Genomic DNA, 22609 nt, shown 5'->3' on the forward strand with positions numbered 1-22609 from the left:
AACACTAAGAATATCAAACAATATTTTCAATTTAAGTCAAACGTGCTATCCTTATATCAATTATCTGAATTTTCAATTTAAAAGAGGAGGCAAGCATTGATGTCACGTCATAAAATCGTTCTTATAGGTAGTGGTTATGTAGGTTCTGCGTTTGCCCACGCAGTTGTAGCTAAAGGATTAGTCGACGAATTGGCAATTATTGATATTGACGAGGATAAAGCTAAAGCGGATGTATGGGATTTGAATCATGCTACGCCATTTGGTGATCACTTCGTTAATGTACATGTAGGACAGTACGAGGATTGTAAAGATGCAGATATTGTGGTGATCTGTGCAAGCGCGAAACTTGCTAAAGGAGAAACACGACTTAAATTATTAGAAGATAATGTCGATATCTTTGTTCCAATGGTTCAACGTATTGTCGATAGTGGTTTTGATGGTTACTTTGTATTACCTTCTAATCCTGTAGATATTATGAGCTATGTCGTTAAACACGTCTCAAATTTCCCTAAAAATAAAATCATTGGGTCAGGCACCTCTTTAGATACGGCTCGTTTCCAATTCTTCTTAAGTCGCGCGTTTAATGTTGCACCAAATCAAGTATATGCGCCCATTATTGGCGAACATGGAGATTCGCAAGTCGCAGTATGGTCACATGCTCAAATTGCAGGTGAATCCATCCTAGATTTATTGCCATCTGATACAAATATTGAAGCGTTTAAAGCATCCATAGCAGAACAGACAACGCAGGTCGGTTATGATATTTATGTTCGAAAAGGCACGACCAACTTCGGCATATCGCTTAGTTTAGTTCGAATTGTAGAGGCGATTCTATTCAATAAACATATCATCATGAATATATCAAGCTATTTAGAAGGCGAGTATGGACTTACCGATGTCTATATAGGTGTGCCAACAATCATTAATGGTAACGGAGCAGATAAAGTCTTTGAATTCGCTTTATCCGAAGATGAACACGCACAATTACATCAATCAGCCCAAGTAATAGCAACCTATCAACAACGTGCCGATGATATCATTCAACGTATGAGTAAATAAGAACGGACACATGGGATAGGGACAGAATTCAATTTGAATTCAAAGTTCCATCCCCTGTTCCAAAACAGCTATCATACATTAAATCCAATTGGTGTTCGAAACGTTGCATATCTATAAAACGTGCTTGACGATGCATTTCTTTACCATCCATAAAAATTAAATCTACAGGCACAGTAAATATAGATAACTCACCTGCAATTGCTTCGATATCTGATTGGTTTATAATGGCAAGTTCTGCATGAGGATAAGTAGCTACAATATCCTCAATTTGTGGTAACACCGCATGGCATACCGAACAATGATTTCGCATTACATGAACAACTACTAGTTGATGATCTTTAATAAATTGATGAAAAGCTTCAATAGTACTCAAATGCTTCGTCATTTTCTCACCCACACTTTTACTTATTTTAATAAATCTTGAAATACTTCTGGCATCTTAGTTATTCTTTGACGTTCTAAATCAAAGAAACCACCCGTTTGATATCCAATACAATGCACTTTATCTCCGGAAGAAATTTCAAATTTAAATACCCATTTCATTCTTCCACCTTGAACAAACCAGCATCGTCCTACTGGCTTATCATGTATCGTTATCGGAACTTTGTATTCTATTTCTGTTTTCATTAATATTGGCGATATATGTTGCTTCATCATTTCTGAGAAGGTCATGTAGTTATTAATGAATATCGTACGTAAATCTTCAAACCAGCGAATATATACAATATTACTCACGATACCCATCGCATCAATGTCGTAATTATTTACTTCGATCTCTTTTTCAGCTACTAATAAGCCTTCATTTTCCATAAATATAATCTCCTTTAAATCATCTTTCAATTATATTTTACGACGATTAAATGCATTTTTCATCTAATTTAACTATACATCTCATGATGGTACAATTATATATGTCAATTTTATTATATATTATTTTTATTAAATGCATAACTAAATTAACATGTTATAATTATTGTGAAATAATTCACAATTAACAGGAGGATGATTCATTTGAAAGCTTATATTTATGAAAAGCCCGGTATCGCAAAACTCATTGACAAAGAGAAGCCGGTTGTAACTGAAAGTACAGATGCTATTATCAGAATGGTCAAAACGACGATTTGTGGTACGGATTTACATATTATTAAAGGTGATACACCTGAAGTACCTGCAAATACAACATTAGGTCATGAAGGTATTGGTATTGTTGAATCTGTTGGTTCAAGTGTCAACAATTTTAAAGTTGGCGACAAAGTTATCGTGTCTTGTATTTCTTCATGTGGCAAATGTTATTACTGTAAAAAAGGCATCTATGCGCATTGTGAAAATGATGGTGGTTGGATTTTAGGTCATTTAATTGACGGTACACAAGCCGAATATGTTAAAGTTCCTTTCGCAGATAACTCTTTATACCATGCACCAGACGCTTTACCTGACGAAGCATTAGTCATGTTATCCGACATATTACCTACTGGATATGAAATTGGTGTATTAAAAGGGAAAGTGAAACCGGGTAGTACGGTTGCAATTGTGGGAGCTGGACCAGTCGGATTAGCTGCTTTATTAACTGCACAATTTTACTCACCTTCTAAAATCATTATGATTGATTTGGATGATAATCGTTTACAAACTGCGAAAGAATTAGGTGCAACGCATACTGTTAATTCTAGCAATGTGGAAGAAGCTATTGCGCAAGTCAAATCACTGAATCATCGTGGTGTAGACGTAGCAATAGAAGCAGTCGGTATTCCGCAAACATTCGATTTATGTCAAAAATTAATTGGCGTCGATGGCACAATTGCTAACGTAGGTGTCCACGGTTTACCGGTTCAATTCGATATCGATAAATTATGGATTAAGAATATTAACGTAACAACAGGACTTGTGTCTGCAAATACAACTGAAGAACTGTTAGAAGCTTTGAAAAGTAAAATTATCCAACCTGAACAATTGGTTACACATTATAGTAAGTTAAGTGATATTGCACATGCCTATGATTTGTTTAGAAATGCTACAGATCATAAAGCGATTAAATTACTTATCGAGAATGATATAACACAATAATCCTTAATCATCACTTTATATTATTAATTTCTATAAGACCTTTAACCATTCTAAGCATTGATTTCAAAATGCATAGTCATTGGTTAAAGGTCTTTTTTACATAGAATCCAATCACAAATATCAGAATTATCTAAATTTAATCTCATTTTTTATTTCAATTGGTGTTAAAATGGATTTATTCAACTTTTCGAGGGAGAGATGGTCGTTGTTCTCTTACTTACTGTTTATTACTACCATGTCATTCACACCTGGGCCTAACACCATCATGGCGATGTCCGAAGGTCAACGTAAAGGCTTCATAAGCGCCTTACCTTTTAATTTGGGTGTGTTCATAGGTATTTTATTTACACTAGCAATTGCTTTATTATTTTCAGAGCCACTAAAACATAACCATAGCTTTATTATCATTATGAAGATTATCGGTACGCTTTATTTATTATATCTTGCGTATCATGTATTGATTTCAAAGCCAGATAGTGCGAAAGAAGCATTAGATCGCCCTATACTCAAAGGTATACTCATTCAAGCTACGAATGTTAAAGCGATGTTATATTTTTTAACTGGTTTAACAACATTCACATTACCTGATGCTTGGAATTCTACTTTTGTACGCTCAATTTTACTTATTGTCATCGGTATTACTGGCGCAATCGTATGGAGCCTTTTAGGCCAAATGATGAATCGAATCTATCAACAACATTATAAAATCATTAATGTCGTTATCACAGTTTTATTACTTTATAGTGCTGTAGAACTTTGGTAGTTCATTTTCCCGATTAAAATAAACCTCCTGTCATTATTTCTGACAAGAGGTTTATTTCAATATTATTTAATTTTCATAATTGCTTTACCTGGGTCTACTGATTCAACATCTTCTACTGTTAACGTTTTATCTCCCAAGTTTGTAATAATGATTGGTGTGACTGTACTTGGTGCATGTTCTTTTAAGTATGCTAAGTTGATTTTCATTAAAGGTTGACCTTGTGTAACTGATTCGTCAGCATTTACAAGACTTTCGAAACCTTCACCGTTTAATTTCACTGTATCAATACCAATATGAATAAGTACTTCTACACCAGATTCAGATTCTAATCCGATTGCGTGTTTCGTTGGGAAGATAGTTTTAACTGTACCATCAAATGGTGCTACGATTTCTCCTTTTTCAGGTACAAATCCAACACCGTCACCCATCATTTTTTCTGAGAATACTTTATCAGGTACTTCTGATAATGGAATAATGTGTCCAGTTCCTGGTGCATAGATTTCTGTCTCTTTAATTTCTTCCACGTTTATAGGTTCATCTGATGTTTCTTCAGTAACCGTTGTTTCACTTGGTTTAGTGATTTCACCTTTCATGATAAGTGACATATCATGTTTAATTTGATCTGATTTCGGACCGAAGATTGCTTGCATATTATTACCTACTTCAAGCACACCTGAAGCACCTAACGCTTTCAAACCTTGTACATCGACTTTAGATTTATCATTTACTTCAACACGAAGACGTGTGATACAAGCATCTAAATGTTTGATATTTTCTTTACCGCCCATTGCGTCTAATACATCAAATGGTAATCTTGCTACACTTGAGTTACGAATTTCTTGTTCTTCATCTTCGCGGCCAGGCGTTTTAAGATTGAATTTCTTAATTGCAAAGCTAAATAAGAAGTAGTAAACAACTGCATAGACTAAACCAACTGGAATAACTAATAACGCATGCGTACGATCCCAGTTTAATAAACCATAAAGAATATAGTCGATAAATCCACCAGAGAAAGTCATACCAATCTTAACATCAAGTAAGTGCATGATTAAGAATGATGATCCTGCTAAAAATACATGAATAACATATAATAATGGTGCTACGAATAAGAATGAGAATTCTAATGGTTCTGTAATACCAGTTAAGAATGATGTTAAAGCAGCTGATAACATTAAACCACCAACTACTTTTTTACGTTCAGGGCGTGCATTTTTATAGATTGCTAATGCAGCAGCTGGTAAACCGAACATCATAAATGGATATTTACCAGTAGTAAATGCACCTGCTGTGAATGGTACGCCATCTTTCAATTGAGCCATCCAAATACGTTGGTCACCGCGAACGAGTTCACCTGCATGGTTTGTATATTGTCCGAACTCGAACCAGAACGGCGCATAGAAAATATGATGTAATCCGAATGGAATTAATGAACGCTCAATAATACCAAAGATAAATGTTGTTAATGTTAAGTTCTTATTCAATAAGAAGTTTGATAAGCTATTTAACCCTTCTTGGATTGGTGGCCAAACGAAACATAATGCAATACCTGTAATGATTGCAACTACTGATGTCACGATTGGCACGAAACGTTTACCTGCAAAGAATCCCAAGAATGGTGGTAATGTAATATTGTAGTATTTGTTATAACACCAAGCAGCAAGTGCCCCCATAATGATACCGCCGAACACACCCGTTTGAAGTGTTGGAACACCTAAAATTAAGGCATATGCTGGTAATTTATCAGCTTGACTTAGTTCTTTAGCACCATTAGCGTAACTATAAATATCATCAATTGTGATATGCATAATTTGTCCCATAGTGGCATTCATAATTAAGTAACCTACTAAAGCTGCTAAAGCGGCAACACCGTCTCCACCAGCTAATCCAAGTGCTGTACCAACTGCAAATAGCAATGGCAAGTTATCAAATATAATTTGTCCAGCCGCTTCCATAACAGATGAAATCATCACGAAGACGTCCATTTTTAGCCACGGTGCAATGCTAACAAGTTGTTCGTTGTGCATCGCATTACCGAACGCTAATAAAATCCCGGCAGCTGGTAAAATTGCAACTGGTAACATTAAGGCCTTACCGATACGTTGCAATTGACCGAAAAATTTCTTAAACATAATCCTTATTCCCTTCTACCTAAATTTGAACACGATAACATAAAAAAAGACATAAGCAATACTAAGAAAAGTAAGTTTGAGAAATGCATAGCGATACAGTGATTTAAAATCATGTATACTCGTCCCTTTAATTTCTCTTCTACTTTCAAAAACACATCTCTAAGTAACGCAAATTATGAAATGTATTTTTACTAAGGCTATTCCATGCCCTAGTCTTATTGATTGCTTATGCCTAATTTAATAGTAACACGCAGTTCTTTTTTTCAATTAATTTATATTATATACCTATGGTAAAACGGTTTCAATACTTTTTTAAATAGAAATTGCCGACAAAACCAAAGTTTTGTCGGCAATTTTGTCTCAAGCGTTATGAGAACGCTGAATATTTATTATAAGAAACGTTTAGCAGCAACTGAAATTGGTGGAATTTCGTCGAAGTCTAATTTTTTATCTTCAGTAATTGATCTGTAAGCCCATTTACCATAATTAATTGCTTCTTCGTTCACAATTTTACCTGGTAATGGTGCAGCATTTGGATCAACATGTACGTCAACAATAGTTGGTACATTTTCATTTAACGCTGCTTCTACTACTTCATCAATACGGCTTGGGTCTTTTAAGACATAACCTTTACCACCAGCAGCTTCTGCGAATTTAGCGTGATCCATATCAGAGAAGTCAATGGCATATTCTAATTCACCAGCAGCTTGTTGTTCATATTTAATGAATGATAATTGTTTGTTATTCATAACAAAAATTGTCACTGGTAGGTCATATTGAACAGCAGTTGCGAAGTCTTGCATTACCATTTGGAAGGCACCGTCACCACTAATAGAAATTGCTTGGCGTTTAGGGAATGCAATTTTAGAAGCAATTGCGCCTGGTAGACCGCAACCCATTGTACCTAACCAAGAAGAAATAATAAATTTATTATTAACTGATAAGTTTAGGTAACGTGTTGACCAAACTGTAGACGTACCTACATCAATTGAGAATACCGCATCGTCATCACTATATTTGCTAATAGCTTTCATTAAGCGTTCTGGACGGATTGGCGTACTTTCTTGATTCATGTCTTGTTCCATCCATTTATCCCAAACAGCTTTACGTTCTAATGTTTTTTCTAAGAATGGACGTTGTGGTACGTGTTTAATGCTATCAGTTAATTGGTGGAAAGCAAGTTTAGCGTCACCAACGATACCCACATTGACACTGAAACGATGGCCAATGACATCTGGGTTTGTGTCGATTTGAATAGCTTTAATATTTTTCTTAGGTAGGTAATCAACGTATGGATAGTTTGTACCTGCCATGATTAATAAATCGGCATCTTGAATTGTTTGATAAGATGTTTTTGTACCGATTTTACCTAAGTTACCAATGCTATATGGGTGATCATCAGGAATGATTGTTTTGGCTGGTAATGTATGAATAACTGGAATTTTAGCTGCTTCAACAAATTCACGTAATTCATCTTTAGCATTTTGTGCACCTACACCAACGATCATAACTGGTTTTTTACTTTTATCGATTAATTTTGCAGCTTTTTTAATGCTACGTAGAGTTGGCGTTGGTGCTTTAGGTTTAGTAGTATCTATAGCACGATTTGTAGTGTCTTTAATTTTTTGAGTTAATAAGTCGTTAGGACATACAACTACTGCGACACCACGTTTTTCGTATGCAGTACGAATTGCTTCGTTTACAATTTCAAATACGTTGTCACCTTTTTTAATTTGGTGGTTGTATACAGAAACATCTGAAACCATATCTGTAATGTTTGTTTCTTGGAATGCTTTTGTACCTAATAATGTACTGTTTGTTTGACCTGCTAAGATTAATTGAGGCACACGATCCATTTTTGCATCGTACATACCATTTAATAAGTGAACGATACCAGGACCACCGATACTTAATGCTACCCCAATTTTTCCTGTCATTTTAGTGTATGAAGCTGCAGCTAAACTTGCTACTTCTTCATGACGCACATGATAGAATTTAAATGAATCTCTAACTGTACGTAAACTATCTACTACTGCGTCAATTGAATCACCAGGAATGCCGTATAAGTGGTCAATATCCCATGCTTCTAACGCTTTTACTAATGCTTCGTTTGCTTTTATCTTCGCCATTATTACAATAGCCCCTTTCTCTTTTTCAACGAGTACTAAGTATATATTCCCTTTAGTAGAACAAAATAATCATGATTGGAATAAGTATTGAACTTATGACAGCAGTCAATATCATTCCAATTGAACTGAATGCACCGGATTCAATATCGTGTTCTAATGCTTTTGCGGTACCGAACGCGTGTGATGCATTCCCATATGTTAAACCTCTCGCTATAGAGGTCTTAAAATTACCTACTTTCAATAACATTGATCCCATCATACTACCGATTAGTCCAGTAGTGATGATGAATAAGACTGTTATCGTATCCGTACCACCTAATTCTTGTGAAACTTCAATACCAACAGCAGCTGTTATTGAACGTGGTAATATTGTTACGATGGTTTCCTCGTCATAACCCAATAAGTTCAACGAGGTAAACACTAACACAAAATTAAGTATTACGCCAACCATCACGCTCGTAAAGATAATACTTAAATTTTCAATAATTTTATGTCGATTCTTATATAGTGGGTAAGCTAAACATACAACAGTGGCATTTAATAGATGGTTAATCCACTTACCACCTGTCATGTAATCATGATAGTTTTGATGTGTTAACAATAATACGATAATGACACCAACTGAACCAACTAATGCTGGATTCAAAAATGGATTATCGTATTTTTGTTGTAGTTTTTTTGCAGCAAAATACATAACGACGGTCAACAATATCATTAAGATTGCTTGAATAAATGTCATACTATTGATGACCTCTCTTAACGTTAGGTTGTTTAACCATCTTTTCAGCAATGTAACCAGAAGCAAGTGCAACGCAACTTGTACCTACAATAATTAATAAGAAGAAAATGATATAACTCTTCGTGATATCAGACACAATATCCATAATACCTACAACGGAAGGTATAAAGAAAAACACCATTGTAGCTAATAGGAACTCTGCACCTTCAGATATCCAATTCATGCGTATCACTTTCAACTCAAGTAAAATGTACAACAATATCATGCCTACGATACTTCCAGCTAGTGGTATATGCAATAATGTTTGCAACAAACTACCTAAGTAACTAATGACTATGATAATGGCAATTTGTATGATAACTTTTGAAATAAATAATAATTTTTTCAAGATGACTGACCTCCCACTAAAATATGTCGAAATTGTTACAGTGAATTTTGAACCTATATTCATCATTCTAATTCAACGTTCAAAAATAGAAAAATATCCATTTTAAATACGACCTATAGCTTTTTTCTATGTAATCGCTTTAACGATTATCATTAGTAGTTTCAAATAATGTGTTTATATTGTGAAAAATGTATTCAAGCCTTCATTTTGATTACATAAAAAAAGTTGGAATGCGAATACACATTCCAACCCTTAAATAAAACATATGATATAAGACTTTATTTTAGTTTATATAATTGTATAGACCTATGATTTTAATCATATTTCAATCGCTCACTCATAAAACCTATCCATTTAGATGTTGCATGACTTAATAGTTTATCTTTTTTCCAAATGGCACCTAATTCCCAGCTCATACCTGTATCTTCAATTTTAATACTTTTAATATTATCTTTAAGCATATTTGCAATATGTTCTGGTAAGATACTTACACCTAAGTGTGCTAGCAATAAGTACTCAATAAAGTTCCACTGCGAAACATTCGAAACTGTATTTGGAAGAAAACCTGCATTTTTAGCTGCAGCAATTATTTTATCATTGAGGTAAAAATCTTCGTTAAATAGTATAAAATCTTCATTTTTCAACTCAGCCATCGTCACTGAATCACGTGTAGCAAGTTCATGCTCTTTACTTACAACCAGCCTTAAATCTTCACTGTATAAAGGCAAATAATCAAAGACATTTTCATCAATCGGAATAGTTGTAATCCCAATATCAATTTGGTCATTGATCAGACGTGTTTCTATCGATTTACCGCCACTCTCATTTAAATTGTATGTCACGTTAGGATATAGTTTATGGAACTCACCAAGAATATAAATAAATTGTTGCATATCCATTACTGCTGACATTCCAATGTTGATATGGCCTGTTTCCAATCCCAATAATCCATTAATTTCAAAAGGAATATTATCATATAAGGCAATAATTTCTTCACATTTTTTGTAGAATATTTTACCTGCATCCGTAAGTACGAGATAGCGTTTTTGACGATCAAATAATGTCATCTTTAATTCATTTTCAATATCTTTAATCGCTTTACTAATCGTTGGCTGAGCAATATATAAAGATTTTGAAGCATTTGTCATACCACCTTGATTTACCACTTCCATAAAATATTTCATATGTTTGATATCCAAATGCTCACCCTCTTTGTTCATTATTATAATTTCATTATACACGAAATATTTTTGAGAAAATAAAAATATTTAAAGTAAAACTATATGTTTCCATGCACTATGATATTTAAATTTCAATGTTTGACCCTATATGTTTCTTTTTCAAAAAATGTTATAATCACATAGGCTCAATTTGATTAGAGAGGTGAGGCATTGAGCTTTTACGAATTTATGCAAAATTTTGTTGGTGATGACACACCATTAGGTGAATTGGTAAATTGGATTAATCAAGATAGCAATTTCCCTAGAGACGTGAAGAGCCAAGTAGAAGTATTGTCATATTTTCGAAATAATCCATGTCCAGAAAACATACCCGTGACGATCGTTAAAAGAGCATTGGCTGTTTTTAACCAATTCACAAATGTATGATTTCTAACTTGTTATTATACATCATGGACGTATCATCTCACCAAGCGCCTTTATGGCGCTTTTTTTTGGGAGTGGGACAGAATTCTTTTTGAATTCGTCGTCCCTCTCCCCGCATTTGAAATTAAAAGTCTTTCGAACTTTAAAACATTACTATGATACTGTGCGAAATGGTGCAAATTTACTTTAATGTAAAATAAGTTACAAATTACGCTGTTATATTTCATATATATTACAGTTATTTGTATAATTCGTTTCTTATATTGTATTAGACCTTTTTAACGAATATGATTAATACAGTTTTTAATTCTTTTATATTTTGAGGAGAACACAATGAAATTTAAAAAATTATTTTCACGTCTTTTACTCGCTACTGGAATCATGTTCGCAGGAACTTTTACATATCAAACTATTGAACACACGCACGTATCTGAAGCCGCTTCTTATAATTACTATACGAAAGGTCAATGTACTTGGTGGGCATATCAACGTCGTGCTCAACTAGGTAAACCTGTATCAAATCGTTGGGGAAATGCTAAGAATTGGTATTACAACGCACAACGCTCTGGCTATAGAACTGGTCATACACCTAAACGCTACGCAGTAATGCAATCTACTGCAGGTTATTATGGTCATGTTGCTGTTGTCGAAGCCGTATATAAAAATGGAAGTATTAAAGTTTCTGAATATAACTATAATAGACCAAATGGTTACGGTACTCGTTACTTAAGTAAATGGTCAGCACGTAATTATAATTACATCTACTAAATGAAATCATGACATTAAATGAATCAATAAAAGCCACTACCATGAGTAAGGTACTTCAATATAGTCCTTAAGTCATACGTAGTGGCTTTTCTATATATCATTATTGTCGTAAATCTTCTAAAATTTGTTGCGCTGTCGCAGTGTTTGCTTTAGGCGCTTGTTTTAATGCTTCGGCAACACGCGCGATTTCATCACCTTTAGCACCTACAACAATAGCTAACGATTTGTATTGTAAGCTCATATGGCCTTTTTGGATACCTTCAGAAACTAACGCTCGACACGCTGAAAAGTTCTGTGCTAATCCTACCGCAGCAACAACTTGACCTAGCTCTTGTGCTGATTGAACATTTAATAATTCGAGTGAAGCTTTCGCAATTGGCAACACTTTTGTACCGCCACCAACAATAGCTAATGTCATTGGTACTTCTATCGTTCCAATTAAACGTCCACGTTCTTTATCATATTTCCAGGTTGCGATACCTCTATATTGCCCATCACGACTTGCATATGCATGTGCGCTCGCTTCAGCACCACGCGTATCATTTCCTGTTGCTAGGACAACTGCATGGATACCATTCATTACCCCTTTATTATGCGTTGCTGCACGGTGAATATCAACTTGTGCTAATACTGAAGCACGTTCCATGCGGTGTGCAACTTCTTCTCCAGAACGATCACCTTTATTTAAATCATTGATATCAATTTCACCTTGTACACGTACGACTGAAGCTGTCGCATGGTTAGATAAAATACTCATGAGCACATCACGATTTGGAAATTCATTCTTTAAATGTGCTGTAATAGCTTCTAAAATCGTATTAAGCATATTGGCACCCATTGCATCTTTAGTATCAACAAAAACCTTCAATGACAATAGTTGGTGTTCTGGAAACGTATCGATTTCAATACGTCTATATCCACCGCCACGTTCTATAATTGATGGATATGCTTCAGCTGCAATTTGCTTAATTTGTGGTTCTAATGCTTGAATGTCTTGAGCTAATGCCTCTGTATCGTTGACATCATCAAAGACGATTTGACCAATCATTAAGCGTTCACTTTTAACCGTCTTAAAACCACCTGTATTGTTGACTAATTTGGCACCATAACTTGCTGCAGCTACAACAGAAGGTTCTTCAACCATCATTGGTACAACATATGCTTTGTCATCAACAATAATTTTAGGTAATAAACCTACAGGCAACGTCCCTTGGCCTATCACATTTTCGATTAAACTATTCGCAACCTCTTCATTAATTAATGGATTATTTAATAATACATGATAGTTGTCATCTGTTAGCCAACCATAATCAACGAGTTGTTTTAATTTATCTTCACGAGATAAATGTCGAAACGACTTATCTAATTGCTTCATACTATTATTCCCCTTTATCGATCATTAAAGCGATGCCTAGTCCGCCACCGATACATGCCGTTGCAATACCAGAGCGTTTATTCTCTTGTTCAAGTGCATTCACTAATGTTGTGACAAGTCTGGCACCACTCGCACCAATTGGGTGTCCTAATGCAATCGCACCACCATAAATGTTTAACTTGTCATCTGGAATATGCAAATTATCTTTAACTGGTATACTTTGTGCCGCAAATGCTTCAGTCATTTCTACAATATCGACATCATCAATTTTACTATCTGTTTTATTCAGTAACTTCTCAACAGCATAGAATGGTGCATAGCCCATATATTGAGGATCGCAACCTACTTCAGCATAATCTCCAACAATACCAAGAATGTCATACCCGTTTGCTTTCGCATACGATGCTTCCATCAAGATAAGTGCAGATGAGCCATCGTTAATACTTGAAGCATTACCACCTGTGACTGTGCCATCTTCTTTAAATATTGTCTTTAATGTTGCAAGTTTCTCAACACTACTATTTGGACGCACACCTTCATCTGAAGTCATTTCTTCACCTTCAGCGTCTGTCATGCTAATAATTTCATTGTTGAATTTACCTTCTTGCGTCGCTTTAGCTGCTTTTGCTTGTGAATGATTTGCAAATTCATCTTGCATTTCACGTGTAATGTCATATTTTTCAGCGATATTCTCAGCTGTTACGCCCATTGGTACATAATGAAACGCATCTGTTAACCCATCGTGCATAAAGCTTTCAACAGGTTCTTGTCCCTCTTTCAAAATTAATTGAGGGGCATTGGTCATACTTTCAACCCCACCGACTGCAACAACATCCGCTTCGCCTAATTGAATTAACTGTTTCCCTAATATGATCGCTTTAAGCCCAGAACCACATACTTCGTTAATTGTCATAGCTGGGGTTGTATCAGGTACACCGGCTTTGATTGCAATTTGGCGTGCTGGGTTTTGTCCTACACCACTTTGTAATACGTTACCAAAAATAACTTGTTGTATGATGTTAGGATCAATGTTCGCAGCTTCGATAGCACCTTTCAAAGCTGTCGTTCCTAATTCAACTGCAGAATAATTTCTTAATTTCCCTTTATATCTACCGATTGGTGTTCTTTTAGCACTGACTATAGCAATTTTTTTCATTCTTTATCTCCTTATATGTAGTTTATATATAAATTGTAATTTAGTTATTTAATTTGGTAAAATAACTATTAATATGATTATTAATAATAGCCGATAGAAGTTTTCTCAAACTCAATGTTATACCATGCAGTTTCACGTATTTTATTATATTACGCTATTAAACGACATGCGTTATTGCATTTAACCATTAGAATGAAAACGCTTTCTATTAGTGAGCATTTTAAATGAAATTGTCACAAAAAGCTACTATTAATATGAATTATAAAAATTAGAATAATGAAAGGATGTAGTGCCCGTGAGTATAGGAATCGATAAAATTAACTTTTACGTCCCTAAATACTATGTAGACATGGCTAAGCTTGCAGAAGCTCGCCAAGTTGATCCAAATAAATTTTTAATTGGGATTGGTCAAACCCAAATGGCAGTCAGTCCAGTATCACAAGATATTGTATCTATGGGGGCTAATGCTGCTAAAGATATTATAACAGATGATGATAAAAAACATATTGGAATGGTCATTGTAGCGACTGAATCTGCAATTGATAATGCCAAAGCTGCGGCAGTTCAAATACACAATTTATTAGGTATTCAGCCATTTGCACGCTGCTTCGAAATGAAAGAAGCTTGCTATGCTGCAACACCTGCCATCCAATTAGCTAAAGACTACATTGAGAAACGTCCTGAAGAAAAAGTCCTTGTCATCGCAAGTGATACAGCACGTTATGGTATTCAATCTGGTGGTGAACCAACACAAGGTGCTGGCGCAGTGGCTATGTTAATTTCTCATAATCCTAGTATTTTAGCCTTAAATGATGACGCTGTTGCATATACAGAGGATGTTTATGATTTCTGGAGACCAACTGGACATCAATATCCATTAGTTGCAGGTGCTTTATCTAAAGATGCATATATTAAATCGTTCCAAGAAAGTTGGAATGAATATGCGCGTCGTGAAGGTAAATCACTATCTGACTTCGAATCATTATGTTTCCACGTACCATTCACTAAAATGGGTAAAAAAGCATTGGATTCTATTATTAATGATGCCGATGAAACAACACAAGAACGTTTAACTTCTAGTTATGAAGATGCAGTATACTACAATCGTTATGTAGGTAACATTTATACAGGTTCATTATATTTAAGCTTAATCTCATTATTAGAGAATCGATCACTTAAAGGTGGTCAAACAATTGGATTATTTAGCTATGGCTCAGGTTCAGTTGGAGAGTTCTTTAGTGCCACTCTAGTTGAGGGTTACGATAAACAATTAGATATTGATGGACATAAGGCATTATTGAATGATCGTCATGAAGTCTCAGTTGAAGACTACGAAAGTTTCTTTAAACGTTTCGATAATTTAGAATTCGATCATGATACGGAACAATCAAATGACGACACATCTATTTACTATTTAGAACGTATTCAAGATGATATTCGTCAATATCACCGTCCTGAATAACATCATTTATAGTAAAAAGGCGTAAGAGACATGCACTTTTAGCAAGGTGTCTCTTACGCCTCTTTTTATTTATATTCACTATGATCACGGTTTGGTTGAATGTTTAGGTCGATACAAGTGAGTCATGTCTACTTTTTCAAGTTCGAGTAGTTTGATTTTATGATTAATTGTGCCACCATACCCTGTTAAGCTACCATCTTTTCCAACTACACGGTGACATGGGATAATAATTGAAATAGGGTTACTACCTACTGCGCCACCCACTGCTTGTGCCGACATATTGGGTTTACCGCGTTCTTCTCCTACAAGATGTGCAATCTCTCCATACGTTCTTAATTGACCATATTCTATATGTTGTAATTTCTGCCATACGCATTTTTGAAATGCAGTACCTTCTGGTTTAAGCGAAAAATCAATAGTCGGACGCTGTCCATCAAAATATTGATTTAACCATTTAACCGCTTTTTTGAAGACATCTAGCTCCGGATTAGTAGGATGCGTCACTGTCGTGTCCTGATATTTATAAAGTAGATGTGTGAGTGACTTGCCATCACTAATGAGCTCTAAATTTTGCACGGGTGATTCGTAAAGCATTGAATACGCCATCAAACCCCTCCTTTCTGACCATTATGACGAAGTTTGATGCCAATGTACAACGGGAAGTATGAAACAATACTTAAATAATGGGAGGTGTACCTGTGGCTGGTTTAAATAAAGATGATGTTGATTTGCATTTCAATACGAATCGATTTAATGAAGATGATCATGCTAAACAAATTTCATTCTTCTACAAAGCCCTATATCAAATCAATGATATTGTATTAGGCATTATATTCTTGATAGGAAGCTTTTTATTCTTTAGTGATCAAACAATGATTGCTGGCACAATATTATTTGTGATTGGTAGTCTTCAAATGACTGCAAGACCTGTGATTTCTTTTGTTCACGATATGAAACTATCAAGATATTACAAACGAAAGTATAGTCAACACGTTACCGAAGAGACACACAATCATTAATAAAGTGGGGCAGAATCCGAATTGTATTCATTGCCTCACGCTTAATTTGTGTTAGAACCAATCTTTCTTTTTAAAAAGTGTAATGAGTGATACAACAACTATGATCGAAATAGCGATAAAGACAAAGTAGCTATAATGCCAATCGAGTTCAGGCATATAGGAGAAATTCATGCCATACCATCCCGTTAAAAATGATAGTGGAAAGAATATGGATGAAATAATCGTTAACACATTCATCACGCCATTAATTCTATTAGAACGATAAGACTCATTATTATCTTTAATATCATCTGTAATATGTTCACATGCCATTAACGTATCGTTCTGTCTTAATAACCTACTATGAATATGCTTAATCAATAACTGATACTCGTGTGATACGTTTAATGATGTTTCATCTATCATTTCATTTAGTAGTTGTTCCATTGGAATCAATACACGCTTGAGTTTAATAATTTCAGAGCGAATGTGATAGACATCATCCATTAATTTACGGTTATTAACTTTATCTACATTCTGATTTTCAAAAGAAAAGACAATGTCCTCCACATGATTGACATAATTAAAATATTCATCTGTGATTCTATCAATCATGACGGCTACCAGTTCAGTTACAGTTATGTCTTTCGGCAACGTATTGAATGACGAAATGATGTCTGATAAAACCTTCATGGGATATTTATGTACGGTAATCACCCAATTATGCTTTACAGTTATACTTAGTGGTTCTGCTGAAAAATCATTGTGACTTATCGTATGGAGTATGAGATATAAATGTTGTTTATGTGGATGGGTACTTATTTTGGGTCTTGTTACTGTAAATACAGACGCTTCTAAGTGGTGTTTAGCAATATTGAACCGTTGCGTCAGTATTGCTTGATCATTTTGAGTTGGATTTTCGAAATCAACCCATACAAGTCTTGCATCTTCAGGTATAGCTGAAAATGTACATGCAGTATGAAAACGATGTGCTTGGTCTTGATAGTGGACACGGATTGCCATAGTATCTCCTACTTTTTATATCTTTTATTCTTCCATACCACTTTTCAGAAAATAAAAACAAAAGGCTAAGACACACGGAAAGTCGCATTAAATTCATTGCTTAAATCCGTTAATGTCTTAACCTTAATTCCCAACCATATTACAGGTGTAAAATAATCACATTAGTTTTGATTAAAATTATATAATTCATAACCTTTGTCTTTAGCATATTCAATGGCTAAAATTTCTAAAACGTTAATGAATGCTGGTTCATTTTTAACATTGACATATTGGAATTTCAAATTGTAATCTTCAGCTGTAATTGATTTTATATCGTCTACATTAACCCCTTTTTGTTGTGCTAAGCCTTTTTTAAATTTAGTCGTCCCTACACCTGATTTTAAATTATATTGACCTAATTTATTAAATAAATCCTTAGTAATTAGTTGATAACCTGTAGAGTAACCACCAGTTTGTCCAACGAAAATAGGCGTTTTCTTATCAAAAATAACATAAACGCCAAATTTATCTTGAACCTTTTCACGGTCTTCTTTACTAAATGTTAGCGCGCTATCTTTATCATATTTAAATAATTTCTTAAGTTGCTTCTTATTATCCTCTTTAATTTGATCTAATTGTTTACTGCCCTTCATAATTGAAATCCTCCCATACAGAACTCGTTTAATATCATTCGTTAAACAATGTTTCTATTTGCATAACATATACCCTTTCACAATGCTTTGAAACGCATCGTCTAAATCATCGTACACGATATTTCAGAATTTTCATATCAGTTTAATTTTTATACGTTATTTACATCTTTAATGTAAATACATGTTTATTTATGTATTTATATAATCTATAATTAGATATTATGTTTCTATAAAATGATTAGATTCTTCTATAGATGTTAGGGGAGAACAATTTTGAATGATAAAGACTTACGGGTAATTAAGACCAAAAAAGCGTTAACAGATAGTCTATATTCGTTGCTAGAAGAAGAAGCATTTTCAACTATAACGGTAAATATGATTTGCAAAAATGCTGGTGTGCATCGCACGACGTTTTACAAACACTTTTATGATAAATTCGAATTATTAAATCAGCTATTGAAACTAACACATGATGATTATTTTGCGACTGATATTAAAGAACGTTTGAATAATCCTTTTCAAACACTAGCCAATACATTTAATAAAGAAGAAATATCTAGAATTGAACATAAACAATTCAATGATAAAGCATTTGATGAAGCGCGCAATAACTATTTGATTGAAATCATGCAGAACGACTTCAAAGCAAACATGCATCGCATTACTGTTGACGGTGTCGTTCCTAAGAGTTTAGTATTCTATGTCTTCGGTTCCGTGCTAAATGCATTTATGGATTGGAAAAAGGATGAAAATGTAGAAATCAAACCTAAGCAAATGGACCAAATTTTTCATAAACTTATCAATGTCAAAGCACACGATTAAATAAACATGAGGAAGTAGGCATCAAAGCTACTTCTTCATGTTTTTTTGATAGTCGTCAATAGGTATTAATCGCTATTTAGTATAAATCAATATATAATGGCCTTGGTTATAAACTAATAAAAAGGGGTTATATCATGACTGAATTATTTCCATATTTAGCATTCGAAAAAGCAAAAGAAGCAATATCTTATTACGAGGACGTCTTTGGCGCTACAAACGTTAAAAGATTAGACATTAGCGAAGCACAAGCAGAACAATTTGGCATGACGAAAGAACAAGCTGCAGACGCTACTATGCACGCAGAATTCGAAGTATTAGGCGTCAAAATCTTATGTTCCGATTCATTTGGACGCGTAGAGAATATTAATAATGGTATTTCACTGCTTATCGATTTCGATGTTAATGATCATAACGATTCAGATAAAGTTCAACAATTTTACGATAAAATTAAAAATCACGACTCTGTAAACATCGAAATGCCGCTTAAAGAACAATTCTGGGGTGGAAAAATGGGTGCCTTCACTGATAAATATGGCGTACGTTGGATGTTACACGGGCAAGATTACACACAACTTAATTCATAATTCACATCAATCTCTGTTTTATTTCATTAAGAATATGCTGTAACAGAATCTATAATATAAGGGAGTGGGACTGAATTCTTTTTTTAATTCATTGTCCCACTCCCAGCTTTATATTTATAAAATGTTTTTTGATCTTAGAACATTTCTGAAACGACTTTTTGTTCTAAGAAATTTAATAAGTAGTCTGGACTACCTGTTTTAGCATCTGTACCAGACATTTTGAAGCCACCAAATGGATGGTAACCTACAACTGCTGCAGTACATCCACGGTTAAGGTATAAGTTACCTACATCGAATTCATTCACTGCTTTAATCCAGTTCTCACGATTATTCGTAATCACTGCACCTGTTAAACCATAGTCTGTATCATTCGCAATTTCAATTGCTTCTTCGAAATTATCAAATTTAGTAAAGCCAACCACTGGACCAAAGATTTCTTCTTGCATTACTTGGTCAGATGATTTTAATCCTGAAATAATTGTTGGTTTAATGAAGTAACCTGTTGAATCATCAGCTTCGCCACCAATTTCAATTTTGCCTTCTTTACCACCAATTTCGATATATTTTTTAATTTTGTCGAATTGTTTTTTATTAATTACAGGACCCATAAATGTATTATCTACAGTATTACCAACGGTTAATTCTTTTGTTAATGCTACTGCTTTTTCTAAGACTTCATCATAAACTGAACTGTGTACGATAGCACGTGAACATGCTGAACATTTTTGGCCAGAGAAGCCAAATGCTGACGTTACGATTGACTCTGCAGCTAAATCCGTATCAATATTTTCATCAACGACAATCGCATCTTTACCGCCCATTTCTGCAATAACACGTTTTAAGAATGTTTGGCCTTCTTGAACCACTGCACTACGTTCATAAATACGTGTACCAGTTGCACGAGAACCTGTGAACGTAACAAAGTGTGTATGCACAGAATCAACTAAATAGTCACCAATTTCTTTAGGATCACCAGGTACAAAGTTAACAACACCTTTAGGCAGACCTGCTTCTTCTAAAATTTCAATTAATTTATACGCAGTTAATACTGTATCTTCAGCAGGTTTCAATAGAACTGTATTACCAGCTACTACTGGTGCTAATGTTGTACCAGCCATGATAGCAAATGGGAAGTTCCAAGGTGGAATCGTTACACCTGTACCAATTGATTTATAGAAGTACTTGTTATGTTCCCCTTCACGGTCTAATACCGGTTTACCATCTGCTAATTCCATCATTGAACGTGCATAGTATTCGATAAAGTCGATACCTTCAGCCGCATCGCCTACTGCTTCATCCCATGGCTTACCTGCTTCGTATACCATAACCGCAGAAATTTCTTCTTTACGACGACGAATAATTGCTGCTACACGTAATAATAATTCTGCACGATCTTTATGTGACCATTGACGCCACGCTTTATAAGCTTTATTTGAAGATTCAAATGCTTTATCAACATCTTCCTTAGTTGCTTTAGATACTTTAGCAATTAATTCCGATGTATTAGCTGGATTAATTGAATCAAATGTATCATCTTTAGTAATGTGCTCACCGTCAATCACAATTGGAAGTGTTTGACCAAATTCACTTTTAACTTGTTCTAACGTTTTTTGAAATCTTTTTACATTTTCTTGTACTGAAAAATCAATCCCAGGTTCATTTTTGAAAGGTACTACCATTCTTAATTACCCCCTATGTATTTGTAAGAATTATAAAAATCAGTAAAACATTGACTTACTTAAAATGATAATTTGTATCATTAATTTCATTCTACTATGCTTCGGGTTATTTTTGCAATCGCTTACATACATATTATCTGAAAAGTTTTAATTATTAGTCAGATGCAGTTGTTCAGTTAAAACACATACAAACGATATTATTATAATTTTATATTTTTATAAAAATAAAGTATAATAAATTTACACAAATTAACGACATCAAGAAAAGGAAGTACACAAATGAAAGCATTAATTACAGGTGGAGCAGGATTTATTGGCTCACATGTAGCCGAACATTTTGTTAAACACAATATAGAGGTACATGTTATCGATAATTTAAGTTCCGGATACTTACATAATATTCCCTTTGTTAATAAAGAACATATTTACGTCAAGGACATCACCGATTTTGAGTTTGTAACGCAATTAATACGTCAAGAGCAATTTGATTATGTTATTCATTTAGCAGCCATGGTGAGTGTTGTTGAAACGATTGAGAAACCATCTTTATCTAATCAAATTAATATTGATGCCACAGTTCATCTTCTAGAAACCATTCGAACGTACAACAAGCAAATTAAAAAATTCATATTTGCCTCATCGGCAGCCATTTACGGTGATTTACCAAGTTTACCTAAATCCGTTTCTCACTCTATACCATCGCCATTATCTCCATATGCAATACAGAAATACGCTGGAGAGCAGTATGCTAAGATTTACCATCATTTATATGATATGCCTTGCGCTTGTCTCAGATTCTTTAATGTTTATGGTCCAAGACAAAATCCTAACTCGGATTATTCAGGTGTCATCTCAATAATGAATCATAGATTTACACATCAGACTGAATTTACCTTCTATGGTGATGGTGAACAAACTCGTGATTTTGTTTACATTGATGATTTAATTGCCGCTATGTGGCTTGTGCTGAATACTCCAGCAACAAGTGGTTCAATATTCAATGTAGGTACGGGCATACAAACAAATCTGAAAGCAGTTTTTAAAGCGTTTGAAAAGGGCTTCAATTACAGTACCCCATACCAATTTAAAGCACCAAGACTTGGAGATATTAAACATTCTTGTGCTGACATTACACCACTTGAATCATTGGGTTATCATCCTCAATATGATATAGCTAAAGGCATTCAATCTTATTTGGCCTATAACAAAGAACATAAAGTAAAATTATAAAAGCA

General features: G+C 34.4%; 23 protein-coding genes. 10 read left to right on the forward strand and 13 right to left on the reverse strand.

Annotated features, from left to right (window positions below; all coding sequences use genetic code 11):
- The first annotated feature begins 99 nt into the window (after positions 1 to 99).
- Positions 100 to 1059 (forward strand): L-lactate dehydrogenase, encoded by a 960-nt coding sequence (locus KA828_RS04155; protein ID WP_210125478.1) that lies wholly within the window; start codon positions 100 to 102, stop codon positions 1057 to 1059.
- A 28-nt stretch (positions 1060 to 1087) separates the two neighbouring features.
- Here KA828_RS04155 and KA828_RS04160 read toward each other — a convergent pair whose 3' ends face one another.
- Both KA828_RS04160 and KA828_RS04165 read right to left on the reverse strand, forming a co-directional pair.
- Positions 1088 to 1444, reverse strand: a complete 357-nt coding sequence (locus KA828_RS04160) for a thioredoxin family protein (RefSeq protein WP_053028833.1) — start codon at positions 1442 to 1444, stop codon at positions 1088 to 1090.
- A gap of 20 nt (positions 1445 to 1464) precedes the next feature.
- Entirely contained in the window at positions 1465 to 1869 is a 405-nt protein-coding gene (locus KA828_RS04165; protein WP_053028834.1) for an acyl-CoA thioesterase, read from the reverse strand.
- Between the two features lie 201 nt (positions 1870 to 2070).
- Here KA828_RS04165 and KA828_RS04170 point away from each other — a divergent pair, with 201 nt between their 5' ends.
- Complete coding sequence (locus KA828_RS04170) at positions 2071 to 3123, forward strand: zinc-dependent alcohol dehydrogenase family protein (protein ID WP_210125479.1); 1053 nt, start codon at positions 2071 to 2073, stop codon at positions 3121 to 3123.
- Positions 3124 to 3328: 205 nt separating this feature from the next.
- Positions 3329 to 3886 carry a LysE family translocator gene (locus tag KA828_RS04175; RefSeq protein WP_245336037.1) on the forward strand — a complete coding sequence of 186 codons (558 nt, stop codon included), beginning with the start codon at positions 3329 to 3331 and terminating at the stop codon, positions 3884 to 3886.
- Positions 3887 to 3948: 62 nt separating this feature from the next.
- Here KA828_RS04175 and ptsG read toward each other — a convergent pair whose 3' ends face one another.
- The 5 genes from ptsG to cidR all read right to left on the reverse strand — a co-directional run bounded on the left by ptsG (position 3949) and on the right by cidR (position 10470).
- Complete coding sequence (gene ptsG / locus KA828_RS04180) at positions 3949 to 6015, reverse strand: glucose-specific PTS transporter subunit IIBC (protein WP_070854744.1); 2067 nt, start codon at positions 6013 to 6015, stop codon at positions 3949 to 3951.
- 389 nt (positions 6016 to 6404) lie between these two features.
- Complete coding sequence (locus KA828_RS04185) at positions 6405 to 8144, reverse strand: pyruvate oxidase (protein WP_053028837.1); 1740 nt, start codon at positions 8142 to 8144, stop codon at positions 6405 to 6407.
- Between the two features lie 52 nt (positions 8145 to 8196).
- Positions 8197 to 8883 carry an LrgB family protein gene (locus KA828_RS04190; RefSeq protein ID WP_075108174.1) on the reverse strand — a complete coding sequence of 229 codons (687 nt, stop codon included), beginning with the start codon at positions 8881 to 8883 and terminating at the stop codon, positions 8197 to 8199.
- Between the two features lies 1 nt (position 8884).
- Positions 8885 to 9271, reverse strand: a complete 387-nt coding sequence (locus tag KA828_RS04195; RefSeq protein ID WP_053028839.1) for a CidA/LrgA family protein — start codon at positions 9269 to 9271, stop codon at positions 8885 to 8887.
- A gap of 314 nt (positions 9272 to 9585) precedes the next feature.
- Positions 9586 to 10470: a cidABC operon transcriptional activator CidR gene (gene cidR, locus KA828_RS04200; RefSeq protein ID WP_053028840.1), complete on the reverse strand. Its 885-nt coding sequence runs from the start codon at positions 10468 to 10470 to the stop codon at positions 9586 to 9588.
- Between the two features lie 192 nt (positions 10471 to 10662).
- On the opposite strand from cidR, the gene KA828_RS04205 reads away from it, so the two are divergent.
- Both KA828_RS04205 and KA828_RS04210 read left to right on the forward strand, forming a co-directional pair.
- Complete coding sequence (locus tag KA828_RS04205; protein WP_011274838.1) at positions 10663 to 10878, forward strand: sterile alpha motif-like domain-containing protein; 216 nt, start codon at positions 10663 to 10665, stop codon at positions 10876 to 10878.
- A 330-nt stretch (positions 10879 to 11208) separates the two neighbouring features.
- Positions 11209 to 11643: a CHAP domain-containing protein gene (locus KA828_RS04210; RefSeq protein WP_053028842.1), complete on the forward strand. Its 435-nt coding sequence runs from the start codon at positions 11209 to 11211 to the stop codon at positions 11641 to 11643.
- Positions 11644 to 11743: 100 nt separating this feature from the next.
- Here the strand turns inward: KA828_RS04210 and KA828_RS04215 are convergent, their stop codons facing one another.
- A complete protein-coding gene (locus KA828_RS04215; protein ID WP_075108176.1) occupies positions 11744 to 13018 on the reverse strand; it encodes a hydroxymethylglutaryl-CoA reductase, degradative in 1275 nt (424 codons plus the stop codon).
- 4 nt (positions 13019 to 13022) lie between these two features.
- The gene (locus KA828_RS04220) at positions 13023 to 14174 is read right to left on the reverse strand and encodes a thiolase family protein (protein WP_193838941.1); all 1152 of its coding nucleotides are present in this window, start codon (positions 14172 to 14174) and stop codon (positions 13023 to 13025) included.
- Between the two features lie 295 nt (positions 14175 to 14469).
- Between KA828_RS04220 and KA828_RS04225 the strand changes: the two genes are divergently transcribed.
- Positions 14470 to 15636, forward strand: coding sequence for a hydroxymethylglutaryl-CoA synthase (locus tag KA828_RS04225; RefSeq protein ID WP_075108178.1), 1167 nt, complete (start codon positions 14470 to 14472; stop codon positions 15634 to 15636).
- Positions 15637 to 15720: 84 nt separating this feature from the next.
- Here KA828_RS04225 and KA828_RS04230 read toward each other — a convergent pair whose 3' ends face one another.
- Entirely contained in the window at positions 15721 to 16242 is a 522-nt protein-coding gene (locus KA828_RS04230; protein WP_210125480.1) for a methylated-DNA--[protein]-cysteine S-methyltransferase, read from the reverse strand.
- 92 nt (positions 16243 to 16334) lie between these two features.
- Between KA828_RS04230 and KA828_RS04235 the strand changes: the two genes are divergently transcribed.
- The gene (locus KA828_RS04235) at positions 16335 to 16655 is read left to right on the forward strand and encodes a YrhK family protein (RefSeq protein WP_053028847.1); all 321 of its coding nucleotides are present in this window, start codon (positions 16335 to 16337) and stop codon (positions 16653 to 16655) included.
- A gap of 51 nt (positions 16656 to 16706) precedes the next feature.
- On the opposite strand, the gene KA828_RS04240 is transcribed toward KA828_RS04235, so the two are convergent.
- Positions 16707 to 17657, reverse strand: a complete 951-nt coding sequence (locus tag KA828_RS04240; RefSeq protein WP_210125481.1) for a CorA family divalent cation transporter — start codon at positions 17655 to 17657, stop codon at positions 16707 to 16709.
- A gap of 161 nt (positions 17658 to 17818) precedes the next feature.
- Positions 17819 to 18289 (reverse strand): hypothetical protein, encoded by a 471-nt coding sequence (locus KA828_RS04245; RefSeq protein ID WP_053028849.1) that lies wholly within the window; start codon positions 18287 to 18289, stop codon positions 17819 to 17821.
- Positions 18290 to 18562: 273 nt separating this feature from the next.
- Between KA828_RS04245 and KA828_RS04250 the strand changes: the two genes are divergently transcribed.
- The gene (locus KA828_RS04250; protein ID WP_075108182.1) at positions 18563 to 19111 is read left to right on the forward strand and encodes a TetR/AcrR family transcriptional regulator; all 549 of its coding nucleotides are present in this window, start codon (positions 18563 to 18565) and stop codon (positions 19109 to 19111) included.
- Between the two features lie 134 nt (positions 19112 to 19245).
- Positions 19246 to 19695: a VOC family protein gene (locus tag KA828_RS04255; protein WP_107629132.1), complete on the forward strand. Its 450-nt coding sequence runs from the start codon at positions 19246 to 19248 to the stop codon at positions 19693 to 19695.
- 134 nt (positions 19696 to 19829) lie between these two features.
- On the opposite strand, the gene pruA is transcribed toward KA828_RS04255, so the two are convergent.
- On the reverse strand, positions 19830 to 21374 hold the full coding sequence (pruA, locus tag KA828_RS04260; protein ID WP_210125482.1) for an L-glutamate gamma-semialdehyde dehydrogenase: 1545 nt from the start codon (positions 21372 to 21374) through the stop codon (positions 19830 to 19832).
- A gap of 279 nt (positions 21375 to 21653) precedes the next feature.
- On the opposite strand from pruA, the gene KA828_RS04265 reads away from it, so the two are divergent.
- A complete protein-coding gene (locus tag KA828_RS04265; protein WP_210125483.1) occupies positions 21654 to 22604 on the forward strand; it encodes an NAD-dependent epimerase/dehydratase family protein in 951 nt (316 codons plus the stop codon).
- Positions 22605 to 22609 lie beyond the last annotated feature (5 nt).

The organism is Staphylococcus sp. GDY8P85P, from assembly GCF_017892405.1.
GTDB lineage: Bacteria > Bacillota > Bacilli > Staphylococcales > Staphylococcaceae > Staphylococcus > Staphylococcus borealis.